This is a genomic window from Microbacterium maritypicum (assembly GCF_041529975.1).
Lineage (GTDB): Bacteria > Actinomycetota > Actinomycetes > Actinomycetales > Microbacteriaceae > Microbacterium.
In genome coordinates this window covers 1,021,003-1,040,718 of the sequence record NZ_CP168030.1, presented here as the reverse complement: position 1 = coordinate 1,040,718, position 19,716 = coordinate 1,021,003, and the positions used below count along the sequence as shown (strand labels likewise).

Below are 19,716 nucleotides of genomic sequence, written 5' to 3'. Positions count from 1 at the left end.
AGTGGGATGTCAGTCGGCGCGGCTCAGGCTCGTCAGCACCTCGGTGCGGGGTGCCGACGGGAGGACGAAGCGAAACTCGGTGCCCACGCCCTCCTGACTCGTCACGTCCATGCTCCCGCCGTGCGCCAGGACGATCGCCCGGGTGATCGTGAGCCCGAGACCGACACCCGGCACGGCATTGCGCGTCGCAGTCGACGCACGGAAGAACCGGGTGAACAGCATCCCCTGTTCGTCTTCCGGGATCCCGACGCCCGTGTCCTGCACGGCCAGCTCCACTCCCCCGTCGACCGGACGGACGCGGGCGTTGACGCGCCCGCCACGCGGGGTGAACTTGATCGCGTTGGACAGCAGATTGTCGAGAGCCTGACCGATCCGCCCGGAGTCGATCAGGAGAGGAATGGCGTCGGAACCGACCTCCGCCGCGATCTCTATGCCCTCGCGCTGCGCGTGCGGACCCGCCGAGACAACCGCCGATCGGACGAGCTCGGCGATATCGACCTCTTCGCGCTCGAGCGGGAACCTCCCGGACTCGACCTGCGCGGTGAAGAGCAGATCACCGACGAGGTTGAGCAGACGCTTCGCATTGCGCTCGATGATGCCGACGAACTCCTGCTGGTCGACGGTGAGCGGCTGACCGGGATCGTTCTGCAGCAGATCGAGGAAGCCGATGATCGCGCTCAGCGGCGTGCGGAGCTCGTGGGAGATCATCCCGACGAACTCGTCCTTCATGCGCGCGACCTCGACCGCCCTGGTCTCGTCGGTGAGCACGAACAGGTATCCCTGCTGCGCGCCGGCGCCGTCCTTGTGCGGGGTGACGGTGACCCGGGCGGGAACCGTCGTACCGCCCGCCGTCGTCACCTCGACGTCCCCGTCGACCGGGAGCCCGGCATCAGCCTGCGAGAACAGCGCCTGGATTCCAGGAGAGAGGTCCGCATAGCCGGGCAGAAGCTCGTGGTCCGAGCCGGGACGGTCGACGTTGTCGGCGGCCAGCATCGACAGGACCGCCGTCGAGAAGAAGCGGTCGATGCGCACGTCGTCGCGGGCCTCCTCCGCCGAGAGTCCCAGCAGGCGTTCCGCTCCGGGATTCCAGGCCGTGATCTTCCCACTGCAGTCCGTCGCGATCACCGCCTGCGCCGTGATCGACGCCCACAGGCTCTCGAACGAGTCCAGCAGCTCGCGGTACTGACGTTCCTTGTCGCGGAGCTGCACGATCATCGCGACGTTCTCCGACAACGCTCTCGTGCGTTCGACGACGAGCTCCTCCGCCTGGTCGACGCGCATGCGCTGCTGCCGGGAGAGCTGGTTGATGACCGCGGCCACCGCAGAGAACACCAGCGGACCGACCACCCCGCGCAGCCACTCGACCGAGGTGTCCGGGGGGTTGGTGAAGTACGGCATCAGGAGCGCGATCGAGGTCAACCCGCCGACGACGAACACCCACCGGATGCCGGGAGCCGCGGCCAACCAGACCACGGGCAGGAGCACGAGCGAGGAGAAGAGCGAGGTGGCGCCGCCTGTGCCGGTGCGGAAGAGACCGAGACCGACGATATCGACGATGGGGATGAGCAGTACGGCCCAGCCGTCATGCATCCCCCGCGTCGTGAGCACGGCGGCGAGCACGGTGGCCGCGAGGACGACGGCGATCCCTGCCACCGCGGGCATGACATGCGTGATCGGAAGATCGGGGACCCACCAGGTCAGGATCGCCGCGATGACCGTGGCGATGACCGTCGGCGCCTGCTTGAGCAGCGGGCTCGGGTTGTCGAAGACCTGATACCAGCGGTTCTCCGCGCGGCCGAGCGGCGTCGCCCTCATCGTGGCACCCTTTCGACGATGGCGTGCAGGTCGGCGCCCGTGATCGGTTTCGGCAGCGCGGCATCCGCCGGCGGGTAGTCGGCGGCATCGAGCACCGAGCTGATCACGAGGAAGCAGTCGGGGAATCGCTGCTGCACCAGGCGCGCGCAGGCCTGCCCGGAGATTCCCGGGAGCAGCAGATCGAGCACGGCGACCACCGGATCGATGTCCGGGAAGGCCGCGATCGCCGACTCGGCGTCGTGCGCGATGAAGACATCGAAGCCCTCACGATCGAGATAGCGCCGCAGGAGCGCAGCCTGGTCGGGAGCGTCCTCGACGACGAGGGCCAACGGCCTCCCGGTCATCGAAGGAACAGCTCTCGCACGACGACGACCACGACGACGACGACGAGCGCGAGAACAGCCTGCGGGATCAGTCGTCGCTCGCGCCGGGCATCCGCGACGATCTCCTCCCGCTCGGCTTCGGGTGACGGTGCAGCGTTCATGAGTCGACGCGTCCGATCTTCTCGGTCTTGATCCAGGAGGCGTCAGCACGACGCCACTCTTTGATGTAGGAGTCCACGGTGATCGCGCACAGCAGGGAGCCGTAGCCGCAGATGTAGAGCAGGAGCCCGGCGAAGAAACGCCCGCCCGGAAGCTTCTCGACCGCGCGCGCGAGCCAGATCCCGAGCATCGAGATCGGGCCCCAGAGGTAGAAGATCACGGCCCAGAGGATGCGCGTCTCGTCGGTGAGATCCAGTCCGACGGCCTCGAGACCGGATTCGAATGCCCACGGGAAGAGGGCGATCACCATCAGGAGGAGCGCACCCAGCCCCGGGAACATGATCGCCTCGCGCCAGGAGTGCCGGCCCGTACGGGGATCGAGCTGCACCGCGTACAGCATCGAATACAGGTAGATGCAGGCCGCCGAGATCCACATGAAGCGGAAGACGAACTCCGCGATGTCGCTGTGCAGCACGAGCAGAGCGAGCATTCCCGCCGCGGCGAGCAGCATGAACGCGGGCAGCAGGAGGATGGTGAACCAGGCCAGTCCGAACGAGAAGCTGCCCAGGTTGTGCTCGCGGCTCGGACGGAACCACAGCTTGCGGTAGATCGAGGTCAGCTGCACGTTGCCGCGGGCCCAGCGCAGTCGCTGCTTCCAGAGGCTGTCGATCGTCCGCGGCTCTTCGGCGAGCACGACGGCGTGCGGCTCGAACACCATCCGGCGACCCTTGAGCTGACCCTCGAACGTGGTCATCGTGTCTTCGGCGAGAGTCCCCGTCGGGATCCGCCCGCCGATCGCCTCGAGGTTGGCCCGCGAATGCAGCTGGGCGCCGCCGGCGAGACAGGCGATCGCGCCGCCGACGTTCTGCACCCGACGGGCGGAGAGCTGGCCGATCACGTACTCGATCGCGATGAACCGCGTGAGGTAGTTGCGGTCGCGGCTGCCCTCGGCGATGTAGGCGGTCACCGCCCCGACCTTGTCGTCGGCGAGATGCCGGCTGAGTTTGCGCAGGGAGTCGCGCGCGAAGATCACGTCGGCGTCCATGATGAGCACGGCTTCGGTCCAGACGTCGGCGAGCACCACATCCAGGCCGTGGTTGAGCGTGTGAGCCTTGCCCTCGCCACCCCTCTCGCGCCGCAGGTGCACGACCCGTCCGGGGTGGGCATCGGCCTTGGCCCCGACGATGGCGGGGGTGTCGTCGGTGGACGCGTCGTCGACGACGAACACGCGCAGGCGATCGGCGGGGTACTCCAGCTGGAGCAGCCGCTCGATCGCCGGGCCGATGACAGCCCCCTCGTTCCACGCCGGGATGATGACGGCGACGTTCGGATGGTACGGCGCGGCCTTGCCGTAGTGGTTGCGGAACGCATGCACCGGCAGCATGAGGAACTGCAGTCCCGTGTTGATCACCGGCAGCGTGCCGACCAGGACGCAGAGCAGGAGCACGATGACGAGTGCCGTCTCGAGCCAGGTCAGATCGGCCATCAAGACACCTCCACCGCATCGAGCAGCGGGATCACGCGCGAATAGCGGCCGACCTCGGCGGCGTCGTGGCTGTCGGTGGAGGCGACGATCACTCCCCCGGCGCGGCGGAGGGCCGACAGCGCTTCGACGCCGGGGCACCCCCACTTCTCATTGACCTCGACCAGGGTGTCGGTCTGCGCCGCGGCGAGCGCCCACGCCTGCGTGCGCTCCGGGCCGAGATCGAGCTCGGACAGACCGATCTTGGGGAGGATCGAGAAGCAGTGCGCAAGCTGATTCCCGGGGTACCGACGCATGGTCGCGATGAGCGCGTCGACGAACTGATCCAGCACGTCGTCCGGGGCCCACCCCGCGGCGATCCGATCGCGCACGGTCGAGGGGCCGAGGGGGCCGTCCGTCCCGGGGAACTGGTGGTCGGCGATCAGGATCCGGTCGATGCCCTCCGGCAGCACCGGGATGTCGAGCGACCCCGAGGCATCGAGGATCTTGGCCTCGACGCCCGAGAGCACGATGAGTCCATCGGGCACCCGCAGCGCGCGCACGGCGGCCAGGTACTCGGGCACCCACGTGGTGCTCTGACGCACGTGGTCGACGAGACGCAGCGAGGTCAACCCGGCCGCGACCGCGGCATCGACGTTCTGGGCGAGCGTCGAGACGGCATCGTCCGAGAAGGTCGAGTGCACGTGATGGTCGCCGCGCAGTACGGCGTGGGTCACAGCTCCTCCTGATGACCCGCGTGCTCGGAGACCAGCAGGTCGTCGACCTCGACGATCACATCTTCGAGGAAGCGCACCGACGCGACTTCGCGGAACGGAACGCGCACCGGCAGCTCGCGTCCGAGGAACAGGTCGGCCACGAGTGACGGGATGTCGACACCGGCCGCGATCGTCAGCGGCAGCGCGCCGGGGAAGCGCGGATTGACCTCGAGCAGCACGGCCCGGCCGGCGCGGTCCCGGCGCAGCTGCACGTTCGCGACGCCGACGAGTCCGATGGCGCGGGCGATCGATGCCGCCGCCTCTTCGAGCTCCGGGTCCTGCACGGTGCGTCCGGCGATGGCGACGCCGGAATCGACCCGCGCACGGGTGCGGGGCACCGCGGCGACCACGTGACCCGTCGCATCCGCGATGACGTCGACCGAGTATTCCTCCCCCGGAAGGAAGTCCTGCACGATCAGACCCTCGTCCGTGGGCAGCGCCTCGAGGGCCGCGCGATCGGGCACGAGACGCACGCCGCGGCTGCCGGCACCCTGGCGCGGCTTGGCGAAGACCGGGAACTCCCAGTCGACGGCCTGCGCGTCGGGGCCGGCGAGGACCGTGCGAGGAGTGAGACCGGTCGGCGCGCACCGTTCGGCGAGCGCGAGCTTGTCCAGCGCCGTGTTCAGCGTGTCGGCCGACGGCGCGGCGAGCACGGCGGGTGCCAGTTCGTCCCGCCGCTCGGCCAGGGCGATGAGCTCGACGTCGACCGTCGAAATCACGAGATCGAGTTGATCAGCCTCGACCATGCGCGCGATCGCCGGCACGAAGTCGTCGTCCCTTCCTGGTGGGACCAGGCGACGCTGGGCCGGGGGCACCAGATAGATTCCGCTCGCCCAGCCGTCCATGTCGGCGGCGAACACGGTCAGATCGGATCGGCGGAGGAGGGATCGGATCACGGCGACTCCGGCCGGTCCGCCTGCTCCGGTCACCAGCACACGCTTCGTCATCAGCTCTCCCGTCGGCTGAGTTCATGGGCGCCGATGAACTCAGCCGTCTCGCGCACCACTTCCAGGGGTTCCACGGCTGTTCCGCCGCCGAACCGCGACCAGTACCGCGCCGTCGCGGTGACGAACTCGGGTGCCAGGTAGTCGCGATTCGCCGTCTGCGAGCTGAAACGCTCCAGCAGCCGGAGCTTGTCGTCGAGGTACTGATCGATCCGCACGAACCGGGTGGGACGGAAATCGATCGTCGACGACGGGCTCTGATAGCAGGCGACCGTGCCCACGCGACGGGTCGCCACGATCGTGGCCTCGCTCACCGCACGGTGATCCTGGTGCCGGTCGTTGCTCGAGTGCGTGTAGACGATCGTCGGCTGGATCTCCTGCACGACCTCCTCGATGAGGCGCACGGTCGAGCCGCCGCCGGAGATCTCCGTGTCCACGAGATCCTTCAGGAACAGCCGGGCGCCGAGCATCTCCGCCGCCGCCAGCGACTCGTCCTGTCGGCTCGCGGCATCGCCGCCGCGGGCTCCGCGGGACAGGGTGAGGATCGTGATCTCGTCCTGCGCACGCGAGTGAGCAGCGAGGAGTCCCCCGACCCCGATCTCGACGTCGTCGGGATGGGCGCCGATCGCGAGCACGCGCTCCGTCGGGCGCGCCTCTTCCCGGCGACGGCGTCCTTCCTCGACCAGTCGCATGACCGACTCGACGAGCTTGGCGTTGTCGAGGGGTTTGGTGAGGAACTCATCGGCCTGTGCGCGCAGAGCCGAGACGGCGTACTCGACCGACACGTGGGCGGTCATCACCACGACGGGAACGGTGGGGACCGTGCGCCGGAGTTCGGCGAGCAGTTCGAGTCCGTTGAGTCCGGGCATCTCGATGTCGGTCACGACGACGTCCGGGCGCACCTGCGCCACGCGTTCGACAGCGGCCCGCCCGTCTTCGGCGACGTCGACGATGCAGCCGGCCCGCCTCTCGAGCACGGTCTTCACGAGCAGGGCGACGTCGGCGTCGTCGTCGACGACGAGGACTCTGGGAGCATCCTCAGGCATGTGTACAGCTCTCCTTGGGGAGGTTCCCTGACCGATGGGGATCGGCGAGTGCGATCTCGGCGCCTTCAACACCGGGACCGCAGGGAAAGTCGAGCGGGGTATGTCGATTCTGGCATAGCCCGTTCGCCACCCGGGCCCGCGCGGATCACGACCTCGCGGCAGCGGCCTTCTTCTCCTGTTGGTAGACCCGGATCGCCTCGTAGCGGTCGGCCGAGCGGGCGCGACGCTTGGCCGCCTCGTCATCGCGATTCTTCGGCGGGGCGGTCGTGACGAGTTCGTCCAACAGGGCACGGGTCGCCTGCGCGATCTCGGCGACCGCGCGGTCGAACGCGGCGCGATTGGCACGCGACGGCGCGTTCGCCCCGGAGATCTTCCGGACGAACTGGAGGGCCGCCTCGTGGCACTCGTCGTCGGTCGCGGCGGGCTCGAGGTTGTTCAGCGGAACGATGTTTCGGCACATACCGGCACGGTACGCCGGGCCGTAGACAGACGGAAGGGGCCGGATGCGCGCGGCATCCGGCCCCTCTGCGAAGATCCCGTCGGGATCCGACGTCACTTCTTGTAGTTCGGTGCTTCCACGACGATCTGCACGTCGTGCGGGTGCGACTCCTTGAGCCCCGCCGAGGTGATGCGCACGAACTTGCCGCGCGTCTTGAGCTCTTCGATCGTGCGCGCTCCGACGTAGAACATCGACTGACGGAGACCGCCGACCAGCTGATAGGCGACGGCGGCGAGCGGGCCGCGATACGGCACCTGCCCCTCGATGCCCTCAGGGATCAGCTTGTCGTCGCTGGGGACGTCGGCCTGGAAGTAGCGGTCCTTGGAATACGAGGTCTGCTTGCCGCGGGTCTGCATCGCGCCGAGCGAACCCATTCCGCGGTACTGCTTGAACTGCTTACCGGACTGGAAGACGATCTCGCCCGGGGACTCGTCGGTTCCGGCCAGGAGCGAGCCGAGCATGACGGCGTCGGCACCGGCGACGAGAGCCTTGGCGATGTCACCGGAGTACTGCAGTCCCCCGTCGGCGATCACGGGCACGCCCGCCGGTCGGGCCGCCAGCGAGGCCTCGTAGACGGCCGTGACCTGGGGCACTCCCACACCTGCGACGACGCGCGTGGTGCAGATCGACCCGGGACCCACGCCGACCTTGACCGCGTCGACGCCCGCATCGACCAGAGCCTGGGCGCCCTCACGGGTCGCGACGTTGCCGCCGACGATGTCGATGTGCTCGAACGACGCGTCGGCCTTCAGTCGGCGGACGAGGTCGATGACGCCCTGGGACTGCCCGTTGGCGGTGTCGACGACGAGCACGTCGACACCGGCGTCGCGCAGCGCCTCGGCACGCTCCCACGCGTCTCCGAAGAAGCCGATCGCGGCACCGACGCGCAGGCGGCCCTGGTCGTCCTTGGTGGCGAGGGGGTACTTCTCGCTCTTGTCGAAGTCCTTGATGGTGATGAGGCCCGCGAGCTTGCCGTTGTCATCGATGAGCGGCAGCTTCTCGACGCGGTGCTTCGCGAACAGCGCGATGACCTCTCCGGCGGCCACCCCGACCGGCGCGGTGACGAGGTTCTCGCTCGTCATGACGTCTTTCACGAAAGTGCTCTGACGCTCGAAGCCCGACACGAAGCGCATGTCGCGGTTGGTGATGATGCCGACCAGCTTGCCGTCGTCGTCGACCACGGGCAGCCCCGAGATGCGGTACTTGGCGCACAGGTTGTCGACCTCTTCGACGGTCGCGTCCTGGGTCGTGGTGATCGGGTCGGTGATCATGCCGGACTCGCTGCGCTTGACGCGGTCGACGTGCGCGGCCTGGTCGGCGATGGAGAGGTTGCGGTGCAGGATGCCGATGCCGCCCTCGCGCGCCATGGCGATCGCCATGCGGGATTCGGTGACCGTGTCCATCGCGCTCGACAGCAGCGGGGTGGCGACCGAGATGCGGCGGGTGATCCGCGACGAGGTGTCCGCTTCGCTGGGGATGACGTCGGTGTGCCCCGGCAGGAGCAGCACATCGTCGTACGTCAGTCCGACGAAGCCGAAGGGATCGTGCTGTTCCATGGATTCTCCTTCTGCGCGAGTCGCGCATGTCCGAGTGCGAGGGGGTGGTCGACGTCGGCCTTTGCGGGGCCACGGCCCGTATGAAGATTCTAAGCGCGACGCACCCGAGAACATTCCCGGAGCCCGCCGTTATCGGACCGTTGACCGCGACGGTAGGTGATTCGGGGATCGCACACTACGCTCAAATGCGTCGTCCATCCCTGCGGTTCATACCCGATGCCGCAGTGACAGCACTCACAGTGGAGGTTGCGTGGGACCCACAACAATCGCCGTGCAGCGAAGGCGCCCCTGGGCCGTCATCTGCCTCGGTATCCTCATGGCGCTCATGGCGTTCCTGTTCCTGCCCCCCTCATCGGCCTCGGCTGAGACGACGGACGACGGGCAGGAGGTCACGGACTTCTACTTCGCCGGTGTCGTCACCAATGCGGATGAGCCGGTCGAAGGCGTCGTCATGTCCATCGAGGGCAACGGCTTCGAAGCCGAGACGGAGACCGACGCCGAAGGCAAGTGGCGCCTCTACGTGCCGGAGATGGAGACGTACACCCTCACGGTGGACGAGTCCACGCTGCCGAAGGGCGTCATCGTCGACGCGACCCAGCTCCCCGAGGGCATCCAGCCCGTCTCGGGGACCACCGCGTCGTTCGAGCTCGAATTCGGTCTCACCGGCACGAAGATCGTCAACTTCTTCCTCGGAGCGGGCGAGCGGGTCACCGTGTCGTTCCTCGATCAACTCCTGTCGCGCATCGTCGGCGGCCTGAACTTCGGGCTCCTCCTCGGACTCGCCTCCATGGGCGCCGCGCTCATCTACGGCACCACCCGCCTGTCGAACTTCGCCCACGGCGAGATGGTCACCTGGGGCGCGGTCGTCGCGCTGCTCTGCACGACGTTCTGGCACCTGCCGCTCTGGCTCGGCATCATCGCCGCCGTCATCGGCGGAGCCGCGCTCGGGTGGGCGCTGGATGCCGGGATCTGGAAACCCCTGCGGCGAAGAGGCCTCGGGGTGGTCCAGCTCATGATCGTGAGCATCGGGCTCTCCCTCGCGCTCCGGTACGGCATGCAGTACTTCATCGGCGGCAACACGTACCAGCTTCCGGGAGCGAGCCCCGAGCCCATCCGCCTCGGACCCATCTCGCTGTCGTACATCGACATGATCGCGATGGGGACGAGCATCGTCGTGATCCTCGGTGTCGCGTTCTTCCTCACCAGGACCCGCACCGGAAAGGCGACCAGGGCCATCTCGGACAACCCGCAGCTGGCCGCGGCATCCGGCATCGACGTCGACAAGGTCATCCGCACGGTGTGGATCCTCGCGGGCGCTCTCGCCGCGATCTCCGGCATCCTGTGGGCGTACTTCCGCCCCGGTGTGAAGTGGGACATGGGTATGCAGATGCTGCTGCTGATGTTCTGCGCGATCACCCTCGGTGGCCTCGGCTCCGCGATCGGCGCCCTGATCGGCTCGATCATCGTCGGCCTCGCCGTCGAGGTGTCGACCCTGCTGGGTGTGCCGTCCGACCTCAAGTACGCCACGGCACTCGTCGCGCTGATCATCATTCTGCTGGTGCGACCGCAAGGCATCCTCGGACGCAAGGAAAGGTTGGGCTGACGCATGGACTTCGGAAGCATCTTCGGCAACACCGCCTCCTATCTCTTCAGCCCGACGACGATCGCCTACGCCCTGGCGGCGACCGGCCTCGCCGTGCACTTCGGCTACACCGGCCTGCTCAACTTCGGCATGGCCGCGTTCATGGCCATCGGCGGCTACGGCTACGCGATCTCGATCCTGACCTTCGGGTTCCCGTGGTGGGCCGGCGTCCTCGTCGGCATGCTGGGCGGCGCGGCATTCGCTCTGATCCTGGGTATCCCGACCCTGCGTCTTCGTGCCGACTACCTCGCCATCGCGACCATCGCCGCCGCCGAGGTGGTGCGGCTCATGTTCGTGACCGAGCTCTTCAAGGACTGGACGAACTCCGCCGGCGGACTCTCCGGGTACCACCAGAGCTTCCGCGACTCGAACCCCTTCCCGCCGGGCACCTACGGCTTCGGCCCGTGGACCTACAACGCGACCGATCTGTGGGTGCGGGTGGTCGGACTGATCGCCCTCGTGATCGCCGTGCTCGTGGTCTGGGCGCTCATGCGCAGCCCATGGGGTCGGGTGCTCAAGGGCATCCGTGAGGACGAGGATGCGGTGCGCTCGCTCGGCAAGAACGTCTTCGCCTACAAGATGCAGGCGCTCGTGGTCGGTGGTGTGATCGGCGCCGTCGGCGGCATCATCTTCATTCTGCCGTCCGCGGTGATCCCCGGCAGCTACTCCACGTCGCTGACGTTCTTCCTGTGGACGATCCTCCTGCTCGGCGGCGCGGCCACCGTGCTCGGCCCGACGCTCGGCGCGGTGCTGTTCTGGGTGGTGTTCGCCTTCCTCGGTGCGCTCCTCCCCGCCATGGCGAACGCCGGCTACCTGCCCATGTCCGGCGCACAGGCCGACGTCGTGCGGTACATCGTGATCGGCGTCGTGCTGATGCTGATCGTCATTTTCCGCCCGCAGGGCATCCTCGGAAACAAGAGGGAGATGACCTTTGTCAAGTAATGACGACGCGGTGGTCACGCCCGCGAAGAGCACGCCCCGCGCCAAGACCGGAGGCCTGGCCGCCGGTCCCGCCGCGCCCGGCGTCAAGAAGGTCGACCCGATCCTCATCGTCGATGCGGTGGAGCGCCGTTTCGGCGGTCTCACCGCGGTCGATGTCGACCACCTGGAGATCCCGCGCGGAGCCATCACGGCGCTGATCGGCCCGAACGGCGCCGGCAAGACGACCCTGTTCAACCTGCTGTGCGGCTTCGACAAGCCGAACGCCGGCACCTGGTCGTTCGACGGGAAGAACCTCTCCGGCATCCCCTCGTTCAAGGTGGCGCGGATGGGACAGGTGCGCACCTTCCAGCTCACGAAGTCGCTGTCGCTGCTGACCGTGCTCGAGAACATGAAGCTCGGCGCGAAGGACCAGCGCGGCGAGGGCTTCTGGGCGGGGCTGTTCCCCTTCCTCTGGCGCAAGCAGGATCAGGAGATCGAGGCACGGGCGCACGAGCTGCTCACCCGCTTCAAGCTCGACGCCAAGGAGCAGGACTTCGCCGCATCGCTCTCGGGCGGTCAGCGCAAGCTCCTCGAGATGGCCCGCGCGCTCATGAGCGACCCGACCCTGGTGATGCTCGACGAGCCCATGGCCGGTGTGAACCCCGCGCTCACGCAGTCGCTGCTGGAGCACATCCTCGACCTCAAGGATCTGGGGATGACGGTGCTGTTCGTCGAGCACGACATGCACATGGTCCGCCACATCGCCGACTGGGTGGTCGTGATGGCCGAGGGCCGTGTCGTCGCCGAGGGCCCGCCCGACCAGGTCATGGAGGATCCGGCCGTCGTGGACGCCTACCTGGGCGCACACCAGGACGTCGATCTCGGGGCCGTCACCGGTCGTCTTCCGGTGATCTCGGAAGAGGACGCGATCCGGATCCGGGAGCAGATCGAGACCGAGGTCGAGGCCGAAGTCGAGGCCGAAGACGTCGAGGAGGAGAAGGCATGACCGACGCATCCGCCCCCACGCCCGCGCCCGCGCCCGCGGAGCGCAACGAGATCAAGAACGACGACGTGATCGTCGAGCTGACCGATGTGCACGCCGGATACCTGCCCGGGGTGAACATCCTCAACGGCGCGAACCTCGTGGCCCACAAAGGTGAGCTGATCGGCATCATCGGCCCGAACGGCGCCGGCAAGTCGACGCTGCTCAAGGCGATCTTCGGCATGGTCGAGATCCGCTCGGGCGATGTCACGGTGAAGGGCGAGAGCATCGTCGGGCTCAAGGCCGACAAGCTCGTGCGCCGTGGCGTGGCCTTCGTGCCGCAGACGAACAACGTGTTCCCGTCGCTCACGATCCAGGAGAACCTGGAGATGGGGCTGTACCAGAACCCCAAGATCTTCGCCGAGCGCCTGGAGTTCGTCAGCAGCATCTTCGGCGAGTTGGGCAAGCGCCTGAAGCAGCGCGCAGGGTCGCTCTCGGGCGGCGAGCGACAGATGGTCGCCATGTCGCGGGCGCTGATGATGGATCCGTCGGTGCTGCTGCTGGACGAGCCGTCGGCTGGCCTCTCCCCCGTGCGTCAGGACGATGCCTTCATCCGCGTCTCCGACATCAACAAGGCGGGCGTGACGACGATCATGGTCGAGCAGAACGCGCGCCGCTGCCTGCAGATCTGCGACCGCGGCTATGTGCTCGATCAGGGCAAGGACGCCTACGAGGGCACCGGGCGCGAGCTGCTGAACGACCCCAAGGTCATCGGCCTCTACCTCGGCACGCTCGGCACCGACGCCGCCTGAGCGCGTCACGCGGGAGGGGGATGCCACGCGGCATCCCCCTCCTGCGTGCATGGCGGGCATCCGTCGCCTCTCGGCGCGAGCGTCCGTCGGGAGTTCGTGCATCCGTCGGGTCCTCGCCCGGCGTTTCTCCCGACATCCGTGCGAGCTCCCGACGGATGAACCGGGACGGGACGGGGCGGGACGGGGCGGGGACGGGGCGGGGACGACGAAGGCCCCGGATGCTGAGCATCCGGGGCCTCGTCTGTGCGCTTACTTGAGGCGCGTGGTGGTGTTGTCGGCGCCGAACTCGTAGACGCCGATCGCGGCGCCCTTCGGGTCGTTGTTCTCGTCGAACGTGATCTCGCCGGAGAGGCCGTCGTAGTCCGCCGTGCCGCCGCCGTTGATGATGTCGGCGCACTCGGCGTACGTGGTGCACTTCTCGCCCTCGTCGCCACCGCCGGACACGGTGCCCATCTGCTCGGCCATGTCGGCGCCCTCGACGGAGCCGGCAGCCAGAGCCGACAGCGCCATGAGGATGACGGCGTCGTAGGCCTCAGCCGAGTAGGTCACGGCGTCGATCGGGTCGTTGCCGTCGGCGGTCCAGACCTCGTTGAGCTGGTCGAGGAAGTCCTGCGGCAGCTCAGCGCCGGCGCGGGTGCCCTTCGAGCCCTCGAGGTTGACCGAGACGTCGGTGCCCCAGTCCTTCAGGTTGCCGTCGACGAGGTACAGCGAACCCGTGTCGACGCCCGCGTTGCCGAGCAGCGGCGCGATGGTCGCGAACTGGTCGTACGAGACGACTGCGACGGCGTCGGGCTTGGCGGCCGCGATCTCGGAGACCTGAGCGTTGAACTGGCCGTCGCCCTGGTTGAACGATGCATCGGCGACGACCTCGCCGCCGGTGCCCTCGAACGTCGACTTGATGGCTTCGAACAGGCCGGTGCCGTAGGGGTCGTTCTGGTAGATGATGCCGAGGGTCTTGTGACCGTCTTCGGCGATCTGGTTGCCGAGGACCTCGCCCTGCAGGTTGTCGCTCGGTGCCGTGCGGAAGTACAGCGGGTTGATGCCCGAGAAGTCCGGCGACGTGTTCGACGGCGAGACGGTGAGGATGCCCGCGCCGGCGTTGCCGTCGAGGATGAGCTTGGTGACGCTCGACGACGCTGCGCCGACCATCGCAGTGATGCCCTCGTTCTGGAGGTTGGTGATCGAGGTCTCATACGCCTTGTTGTCGAGGTCACCCTCGTCGGCGGTGGTGAGGTCGATGGTCACGCCGGCGTCGGCCTCGTTGATCTCGTTGACAGCCAGCTGGACGCCGGCTTCCATCGGAGCGCCGAGGAAGGCGAGCGAGCCGGTCGCGGGAAGCAGCGAGCCGAGCTTGAGCGTCAGATCGACGGCCGGCTTCTCACCACCTTCGCTGGGCTCAGCGTTCGGCGTGCTGCTGCAGCCGGCGATGACGATGGCGGATGCGCTGATCAAAGCGATCCCTGCGAAGACCTTCGCGGTGCGCGAACCCTTCATTGCGTTCATGGTGCTCCCTTGCGTAACTGAACGTGGATTGTGACCACGGGCGGGTGCTCTAACACTAGGGCGTGATACCCGTCCACAGGGGGTGCAAGTATCTCGGTGCGTTAACGATCCGATACCGGGATTCCGGGCCGGAGAACCGCGGGTTCAGACGAGTTCGGGCTGGCCGATCCGGCGTCCTCGACGGGCGGCGATCAGCAGGTCGACGACGAAGACGCCGATCGCGATCCAGACGATGATGAACCCGGCCCAGCGCTCCGGCGGCATCGGCTCGTGCAGGATCGCGACGCCGATGAGGAACTGCATCACCGGGGTGATGAACTGGATCATCCCGATCACCGTGAGGTTGATCCGGCGGGTTCCCGCCGCGAACAGCAGCAGGGGCACGGCCGTCGCCACACCGGCGAAGGCCAGCAGCACCGCGTGCACCCACCCGTTGCCGCCCATCGTGATGCCCGCGGGAGTCGTCGCGACCACGATCAGCTGCACGACGGCGATCGGGATCAGCCAGAACGATTCGAGGGTGAGACCGCTGACGGCGTCCACCGCCGGACCGATCTTCTTCTTGATGAGCCCGTACACCCCGAAGGACGCGGTCAGCGAGAGCGCGATCCAGGGGAAGTCACCGTAAGCCACGATGATCACGACGACCGCGATCGCGGCGATGGCGATCGCGGCCCACTGCAGCCTGCGGATGCGCTCTTTCAAGACGAAGACACCCAGCAGCACCGTGGTGATCGGGTTGATGAAGTAGCCCAGGCTCGTCTCGACCACGTTGTCGCTGAGCGTTCCGATCAGGAACACCTGCCAGTTGATGTAGATCAGAACACCGGCGAGTGCGGTCCAGCCCAGCAGCTTCGGCTGCCGCAGGATCACGCCGAACGGCGCCCAGCCGCGCGTGACCGTGAGCAGCAGGATGCAGAAGACGAACGACAGCAGCACCCGCCACGCGACGACCTCCCACGGACCGGTCGGCACCAGGAGGAGGAAATAGAGCGGGAGCACGCCCCAGAGGAGATAGGCGGCTCCGGCGTAGGCGACTCCGGCGGTCTGGGTGGCGCGGGTCGTCTCGGGGGTCACCGCACAACACTATGCCCGCGTCGACGGCCCGAAGAGCGACGGTGAGCCGTCCTCGCGGAGTTCGGCAGGAATCGGATGCTCGATGGCGGGATGCAGAAGGGGGCCCGGATGCCGAAGCATCCGAGCCCCCTTCGAGGACCTGGGCACCACCTCTTCGAGAGGGGCGGAACCCGGTTCCGCAGATCAGCGGACGACGACCGCCAGGACGTCGCGAGCGGACAGGACGAGGTACTCGTCTGCGCCGAACTTGACCTCGGTGCCGCCGTACTTGCTGTACAGGACACGGTCGCCGACAGCGACGTCGATCGGAACGCGGTTGCCGTTGTCGTCGATGCGGCCGGGGCCGACGGCCACGACCTCGCCCTCCTGGGGCTTCTCCTTGGCGGTGTCGGGGATGACCAGGCCACTCGCGGTGGTCTGCTCGGCCTCGACCTGCTGGATGACGATGCGGTCTTCGAGCGGCTTGATGGAAACCGACACGGTCTACCTCTTCTTTCTTGACACTGACACGAAAGACTTGTTCGCACTCTCAACCCGAGAGTGCTAATCCAGTCTATGCGCTGGGCTGGCACTCATGCAATGCGAGTGCCAACGCACGCCGTGATTCAGTGATGCGAGCGGGAATTAGGCTGAGGACGTGGAGATGTCCGAGCTGCGTGCCCTGCTGACCCCCGCCGGTCTCGAACTGCTCGACACGGTCGGGACGATCGGGTCGACCGCCGACGTCGCCCGCGCCGTGTCACGGCTGCGTGCCGCCGGGCACTCCCCCGAGCTGGTCTCGGCGGTGGTCGGCCAGGCGCACCTGCGGTCCAAGGCGTCGGCGAAGTTCGGCCCCTTCGCCGCGCGGATGCTGTTCACCCGAGCCGGGCTCGAGCAGGCGACGCGGCTCGGTGTGGCCGCACGACACGCCCAGCGGATCCGCAGCGCGGGGTTCACCACCGTTGCCGACCTCGGCTGCGGGATCGGCGGCGACGCCCTCGCGTTCGCCGGAGCCGGACTCGATGTGCTCGCCGTCGATGCCGACGAGGTCACCGCCGCCATCGCGGCCTACAACCTCGCGCCCTTCGGAGAGGGCGCGGTGGTTCGGCACAGCACGGCGGAAGACGCCTTCGAGGGCTCGGATGCTTCGAACGCACGCGCGATCTGGATGGATCCCGCCCGGCGCACCTCCGGGCACAGTGAGACCCGCCGCGTCTCTGCAGACGACTACTCCCCCTCGCTGGACTGGGCCTTCGACGTCGCGGCGCGCGTGCCGACGGGCATCAAGCTCGGCCCCGCGCACGACCGCGACGCTCTTCCCGCCGACGCCGAGGCGCAGTGGGTGAGCGCCGACGGCAGCGTCGTCGAGCTGGTCGTGTGGAGCGGCGCCCTCGCCCGAGAAGGCGTGCGACGCTCGGCGCTCGTGATCCGCGGCGACCGATCGCACGAGATGACCGCACCGGCCGACGTGGCCGATGAGCCCGTGCGCGAGCTCGGCGCCTTCGTGCACGAGCCGGACGGCGCCGTGATCCGCGCCCGCCTGATCGGCGATGTGGCCCGGAGCCTCGATGCCGGGATGCTCGACGAGCACATCGCCTATCTCACCTCGGATGCCGCGCTGACGAGCCCGTTCGTGCAGTCGTTCCGCGTGCGCGAGACCCTGCCCGCCAACCCCAAGGCGATCAACGCCGCTCTCAAGGCGCACGGCGTCGGTCGCATCGAGATCAAGAAGCGCGGTGTCGACATCGACCCTGCGGCGTTCCGGAAGAAGCTCACGCTGCGCGGTGATCAGGAGGCCACGCTGATCCTCGCGCGTATCGGCGATCAGCGGCGGGCGATCCTCGCCGATCGGGTTCCGGCCGCGAGCTGATCGCGACCCGCCCCGCCGGGGTCAGCCGTCGTCGCCCGGGTCCTGGAGCTCGATCCGCCCGCCCGGCGACAGCTGGATCATCAAGGGGTCATCCACCGCATCGGACACCTCGTCCACGCCATCGGGCGCTGCGGAGTCGACGGAGACAGTCAGGTACGGCGTCTGCTGGTTCGTGAACTGCAGGTCCAACGCCGCGGTCGCGACCCGCGCACCCGAGGGGTCGACGGTCTCGAGTTTCACAGTGAGTCCCTCCGCGAACGCGGTCTCGAAGCCCTTGCAGACGACCGGCCCGGCGGCATCCACGATCAGGCACCGCTCGGTGGCGCCCTGTTCCGATAGCCGATCCCCCAGCCACACCGGCGCGTCCCGGAAGACACCGACGAGCGAGAGACCGAGCTCGAACCCCTCCGTCGTCAGCGATTCCGCCCGGTCGCGCACGTCTTCGGGGAACTGGGCCAGGAGCGAATCGACCCCGCCCCACCGTTGGATCGCGACCAGCGGCTCCCCCGCTGTCGAGAGGAGCATCGTGGCCTGGATGATGTCGGAGCCCGTCTCCCCCGGGAGCGACAATGACGCCGACAGTCCGCGCTCCGACTCCTCCGCGGCGAGACAGTTCGTCTGCGACTGCACGCCGACGTCGAGGACCAGGCAGGCGGCCGATCCCTCGTCCTTCGTCGCGTACCAGACGAGGGCATCACCATCCTGCGCGACCGCGCGGACCGAACCGGGATCGAACGCCTCGGTGACCAGCTCTCCGAGGCGCTGCTGCTGCTCCGCCGTCAGCGGGATGCCGCCGGCTCGCGGCGCGAACAGCCCCCAGCCGATGCCGACGCCGAGCGCGAGCAGGACGGCGGACACGGCGACCAGCGTCGCCACCACCTGCCGGCGCATCGAGCCTCGAGCCGGGGTCGGGGGCGTCGGCTGCGGCGTCGGCGATGCCTGCGCATCCGGAGCACGCTGCGTGAGCGCTGCGGAGGGAACCTCGGCCGCGTCAGAGGCCGTGTTCGCCGCGAACGCTTCGTCGACGGGCCCGATCGCCACCTCTGTCTGGTCCCCCCTCATGGATCCGCCGCCGCCGTCGGTACCGTGGCCGGCCTCCGACCGCTCCGGGGACGCGGCCGCGGCGTGCGAGCGACGCGAATCCTCGAGCGCGCGCAGCCGCTGCGATTCCGTTGCGGTCAGCAGCCCTCCTCGGCCGTAGGCCTTCCGCTGCAGTGCCCGTAACTCTTCGGCCTCAGTCTCCGACGGCACCCGAGGCATCTCCCTCCCGGGTGATGGTCAGATACCCGGGCCCCCGATTCGACATCATCTCCAGGTGCGTCACGCCGCCCGTCTCCGTGTCGACGACGTTGAGCACGAGGCTCGAGGCCTGCTCCTGCATGGTCTGCGGGTCGGCACAGGTGACCGGAGCCTCATCGGTCGATCCGTCGTAGATGAGGCACTGGTTCTGCGACTCGGTCTGCGAGGCCATCCAGATCGGCACGTCGCCGTCGTAGCCGACGACCCAGAGCGAGCCGGCGTCGAAGCCGTTCTCCGCCAACCGGGCCGCCGTCTCCGATTCGGCCTCGTTCGCGTAGGTGATGCCGCTCTCCGTCGGGTCGTAGTCGTAGACGCTCACCGCGACAGCGGGTTCGCCCGATGCGGTGAACAGCATCTGCGCGCTGACCTCGCGCTGCAGGCCCTTGTGACCCTTGACCGAGATCGAGCCGTAGATCCCGGTTTCGGCGATCATCTCCGTACGGTCACAGGACGGAACCGTCGCTTCACCCGTGCCGAGGATCAGGCAGGTGCGCTCCTTCGTGTCCTTCGTCGCCGTCCAGATGACCACGTCCTCCTCGACGCTGAGCGCGCGGATCGAACCGGGATCGTACACGCCGGCCGCGACGAGATCGTTCTGCCATCCCTGCTGGTCGGCGGTCAGCTCCACCGCCGCGGCTCCGGATCGGCCGAACGCGAGCCAGCCGACCCCCACCCCGATCGCGAGCACCGCGACGGCCACCAGGGCGACCGGCCGCCAGCGCGTGCGGAGCAGCGAGAACAGGGAGCGCCAGGACGACGATGCGGGCGAGAGGGCGTCGACCGCGTCGTCTGCCGCGTCTTCCCCCGCGGACACTCGGCCCTCGTCGGCGGGCGCGGCTTCGGAGACGGCGACCGCGGTATCGGGCTCGGCGGCGGCGCTCCGCTCCACTTCGCCCGGGTGTGCGGCGGGTGCAGCCTCGGCGACCGGTGCGAGCCTGAGGTCCTCCAGCTCGCGGAGGCGTTCGGCTTCGGCCGATGTCAGCGAGGAATCGCGACCATACGCCCGCGCCTGCAGGGAACGCAGCTCCTCCGACTCCTCCGGCTCGAGCAT

19 protein-coding genes are annotated in these 19,716 nt (G+C 68.3%); 5 read left to right on the top strand and 14 right to left on the bottom strand.

Translation table 11 applies throughout. From position 1 onward, the window contains the following. Positions 1-9: 9 nt before the first annotated feature. The 9 genes from ACCO44_RS05040 to guaB form a co-directional block, all read right to left on the bottom strand. Entirely contained in the window at positions 10-1,815 is a 1,806-nt protein-coding gene (locus tag ACCO44_RS05040; protein WP_372468707.1) for a sensor histidine kinase, read from the bottom strand. Next, positions 1,812-2,159 (bottom strand): response regulator, encoded by a 348-nt coding sequence (locus ACCO44_RS05035; protein WP_372468705.1) that lies wholly within the window; start codon positions 2,157-2,159, stop codon positions 1,812-1,814. The genes ACCO44_RS05040 and ACCO44_RS05035 overlap by 4 nt, the downstream gene beginning before the upstream one ends. Then, positions 2,156-2,299 carry a hypothetical protein gene (locus ACCO44_RS05030; RefSeq protein WP_167381624.1) on the bottom strand — a complete coding sequence of 48 codons (144 nt, stop codon included), beginning with the start codon at positions 2,297-2,299 and terminating at the stop codon, positions 2,156-2,158. The genes ACCO44_RS05035 and ACCO44_RS05030 overlap by 4 nt, the downstream gene beginning before the upstream one ends. Beyond that, positions 2,296-3,783, bottom strand: a complete 1,488-nt coding sequence (locus ACCO44_RS05025) for a glycosyltransferase (protein ID WP_372468703.1) — start codon at positions 3,781-3,783, stop codon at positions 2,296-2,298. The genes ACCO44_RS05030 and ACCO44_RS05025 overlap by 4 nt, the downstream gene beginning before the upstream one ends. Next, positions 3,783-4,496: a PHP domain-containing protein gene (locus tag ACCO44_RS05020; RefSeq protein ID WP_372468702.1), complete on the bottom strand. Its 714-nt coding sequence runs from the start codon at positions 4,494-4,496 to the stop codon at positions 3,783-3,785. The genes ACCO44_RS05025 and ACCO44_RS05020 overlap by 1 nt, the downstream gene beginning before the upstream one ends. Further along, entirely contained in the window at positions 4,493-5,482 is a 990-nt protein-coding gene (locus tag ACCO44_RS05015; RefSeq protein ID WP_105711614.1) for an ATP-grasp domain-containing protein, read from the bottom strand. Before ACCO44_RS05015 ends, ACCO44_RS05020 begins: the two co-directional genes overlap by 4 nt. Then, entirely contained in the window at positions 5,482-6,525 is a 1,044-nt protein-coding gene (locus tag ACCO44_RS05010) for a response regulator (RefSeq protein ID WP_105711615.1), read from the bottom strand. Before ACCO44_RS05010 ends, ACCO44_RS05015 begins: the two co-directional genes overlap by 1 nt. Positions 6,526-6,670: 145 nt before the next feature. Continuing rightward, positions 6,671-6,985, bottom strand: coding sequence for a DUF2277 domain-containing protein (locus ACCO44_RS05005; protein ID WP_372468700.1), 315 nt, complete (start codon positions 6,983-6,985; stop codon positions 6,671-6,673). 92 nt (positions 6,986-7,077) lie between these two features. Next, on the bottom strand, positions 7,078-8,580 hold the full coding sequence (gene guaB, locus ACCO44_RS05000) for an IMP dehydrogenase (protein WP_029262247.1): 1,503 nt from the start codon (positions 8,578-8,580) through the stop codon (positions 7,078-7,080). Between the two features lie 250 nt (positions 8,581-8,830). On the opposite strand from guaB, the gene ACCO44_RS04995 reads away from it, so the two are divergent. Genes ACCO44_RS04995 through ACCO44_RS04980 form a run of 4 tightly spaced genes read left to right on the top strand, consistent with a single transcriptional unit; the run spans position 8,831 to position 12,937 of the window. Continuing rightward, on the top strand, positions 8,831-10,183 hold the full coding sequence (locus ACCO44_RS04995) for a branched-chain amino acid ABC transporter permease (protein WP_029262246.1): 1,353 nt from the start codon (positions 8,831-8,833) through the stop codon (positions 10,181-10,183). A 3-nt stretch (positions 10,184-10,186) separates the two neighbouring features. Next, positions 10,187-11,164 (top strand): branched-chain amino acid ABC transporter permease, encoded by a 978-nt coding sequence (locus ACCO44_RS04990; protein WP_372468698.1) that lies wholly within the window; start codon positions 10,187-10,189, stop codon positions 11,162-11,164. Beyond that, positions 11,154-12,149 carry an ABC transporter ATP-binding protein gene (locus tag ACCO44_RS04985; protein ID WP_181156332.1) on the top strand — a complete coding sequence of 332 codons (996 nt, stop codon included), beginning with the start codon at positions 11,154-11,156 and terminating at the stop codon, positions 12,147-12,149. Before ACCO44_RS04990 ends, ACCO44_RS04985 begins: the two co-directional genes overlap by 11 nt. Then, positions 12,146-12,937, top strand: coding sequence for an ABC transporter ATP-binding protein (locus tag ACCO44_RS04980; protein ID WP_051662550.1), 792 nt, complete (start codon positions 12,146-12,148; stop codon positions 12,935-12,937). The genes ACCO44_RS04985 and ACCO44_RS04980 overlap by 4 nt, the downstream gene beginning before the upstream one ends. 249 nt (positions 12,938-13,186) lie before the next feature. Here the strand turns inward: ACCO44_RS04980 and ACCO44_RS04975 are convergent, their stop codons facing one another. The 3 genes from ACCO44_RS04975 to groES form a co-directional block, all read right to left on the bottom strand. Continuing rightward, complete coding sequence (locus ACCO44_RS04975; protein WP_029262242.1) at positions 13,187-14,440, bottom strand: ABC transporter substrate-binding protein; 1,254 nt, start codon at positions 14,438-14,440, stop codon at positions 13,187-13,189. Positions 14,441-14,584: 144 nt separating this feature from the next. After that, positions 14,585-15,517, bottom strand: coding sequence for an EamA family transporter RarD (gene rarD / locus ACCO44_RS04970; protein ID WP_372468697.1), 933 nt, complete (start codon positions 15,515-15,517; stop codon positions 14,585-14,587). A 183-nt stretch (positions 15,518-15,700) separates the two neighbouring features. Further along, positions 15,701-15,997, bottom strand: coding sequence for a co-chaperone GroES (groES, locus tag ACCO44_RS04965; protein WP_028502311.1), 297 nt, complete (start codon positions 15,995-15,997; stop codon positions 15,701-15,703). A gap of 163 nt (positions 15,998-16,160) precedes the next feature. Here groES and ACCO44_RS04960 point away from each other — a divergent pair, with 163 nt between their 5' ends. After that, the gene (locus ACCO44_RS04960; protein ID WP_372469446.1) at positions 16,161-17,366 is read left to right on the top strand and encodes an SAM-dependent methyltransferase; all 1,206 of its coding nucleotides are present in this window, start codon (positions 16,161-16,163) and stop codon (positions 17,364-17,366) included. Positions 17,367-17,387: 21 nt separating this feature from the next. Here ACCO44_RS04960 and ACCO44_RS04955 read toward each other — a convergent pair whose 3' ends face one another. After that, positions 17,388-18,617 (bottom strand): hypothetical protein, encoded by a 1,230-nt coding sequence (locus tag ACCO44_RS04955; RefSeq protein ID WP_372468695.1) that lies wholly within the window; start codon positions 18,615-18,617, stop codon positions 17,388-17,390. Continuing rightward, on the bottom strand, positions 18,601-19,716 hold the full coding sequence (locus ACCO44_RS04950) for a hypothetical protein (RefSeq protein WP_029262238.1): 1,116 nt from the start codon (positions 19,714-19,716) through the stop codon (positions 18,601-18,603). The genes ACCO44_RS04955 and ACCO44_RS04950 overlap by 17 nt, the downstream gene beginning before the upstream one ends.

Bases quoted from the DNA above. Each gene is read 5' to 3' on its own strand.
- ACCO44_RS05040 (WP_372468707.1), bottom strand. From the start codon at position 1,815: ATGAGGGCGACGCCGCTCGGCCGCGCGGAGAACCGCTGGTATCAGGTC.
- ACCO44_RS05035 (WP_372468705.1), bottom strand. From the start codon at position 2,159: ATGACCGGGAGGCCGTTGGCCCTCGTCGTCGAGGACGCTCCCGACCAG.
- ACCO44_RS05030 (WP_167381624.1), bottom strand. From the start codon at position 2,299: ATGAACGCTGCACCGTCACCCGAAGCCGAGCGGGAGGAGATCGTCGCG.
- ACCO44_RS05025 (WP_372468703.1), bottom strand. From the start codon at position 3,783: ATGGCCGATCTGACCTGGCTCGAGACGGCACTCGTCATCGTGCTCCTG.
- ACCO44_RS05015 (WP_105711614.1), bottom strand. From the start codon at position 5,482: ATGACGAAGCGTGTGCTGGTGACCGGAGCAGGCGGACCGGCCGGAGTC.
- ACCO44_RS05010 (WP_105711615.1), bottom strand. From the start codon at position 6,525: ATGCCTGAGGATGCTCCCAGAGTCCTCGTCGTCGACGACGACGCCGAC.
- ACCO44_RS05005 (WP_372468700.1), bottom strand. From the start codon at position 6,985: ATGTGCCGAAACATCGTTCCGCTGAACAACCTCGAGCCCGCCGCGACC.
- guaB (WP_029262247.1), bottom strand. From the start codon at position 8,580: ATGGAACAGCACGATCCCTTCGGCTTCGTCGGACTGACGTACGACGAT.
- ACCO44_RS04990 (WP_372468698.1), top strand. From the start codon at position 10,187: ATGGACTTCGGAAGCATCTTCGGCAACACCGCCTCCTATCTCTTCAGC.
- ACCO44_RS04980 (WP_051662550.1), top strand. From the start codon at position 12,146: ATGACCGACGCATCCGCCCCCACGCCCGCGCCCGCGCCCGCGGAGCGC.
- ACCO44_RS04975 (WP_029262242.1), bottom strand. From the start codon at position 14,440: ATGAACGCAATGAAGGGTTCGCGCACCGCGAAGGTCTTCGCAGGGATC.
- ACCO44_RS04960 (WP_372469446.1), top strand. From the start codon at position 16,161: ATGTCCGAGCTGCGTGCCCTGCTGACCCCCGCCGGTCTCGAACTGCTC.
- ACCO44_RS04950 (WP_029262238.1), bottom strand. From the start codon at position 19,716: ATGCTCGAGCCGGAGGAGTCGGAGGAGCTGCGTTCCCTGCAGGCGCGG.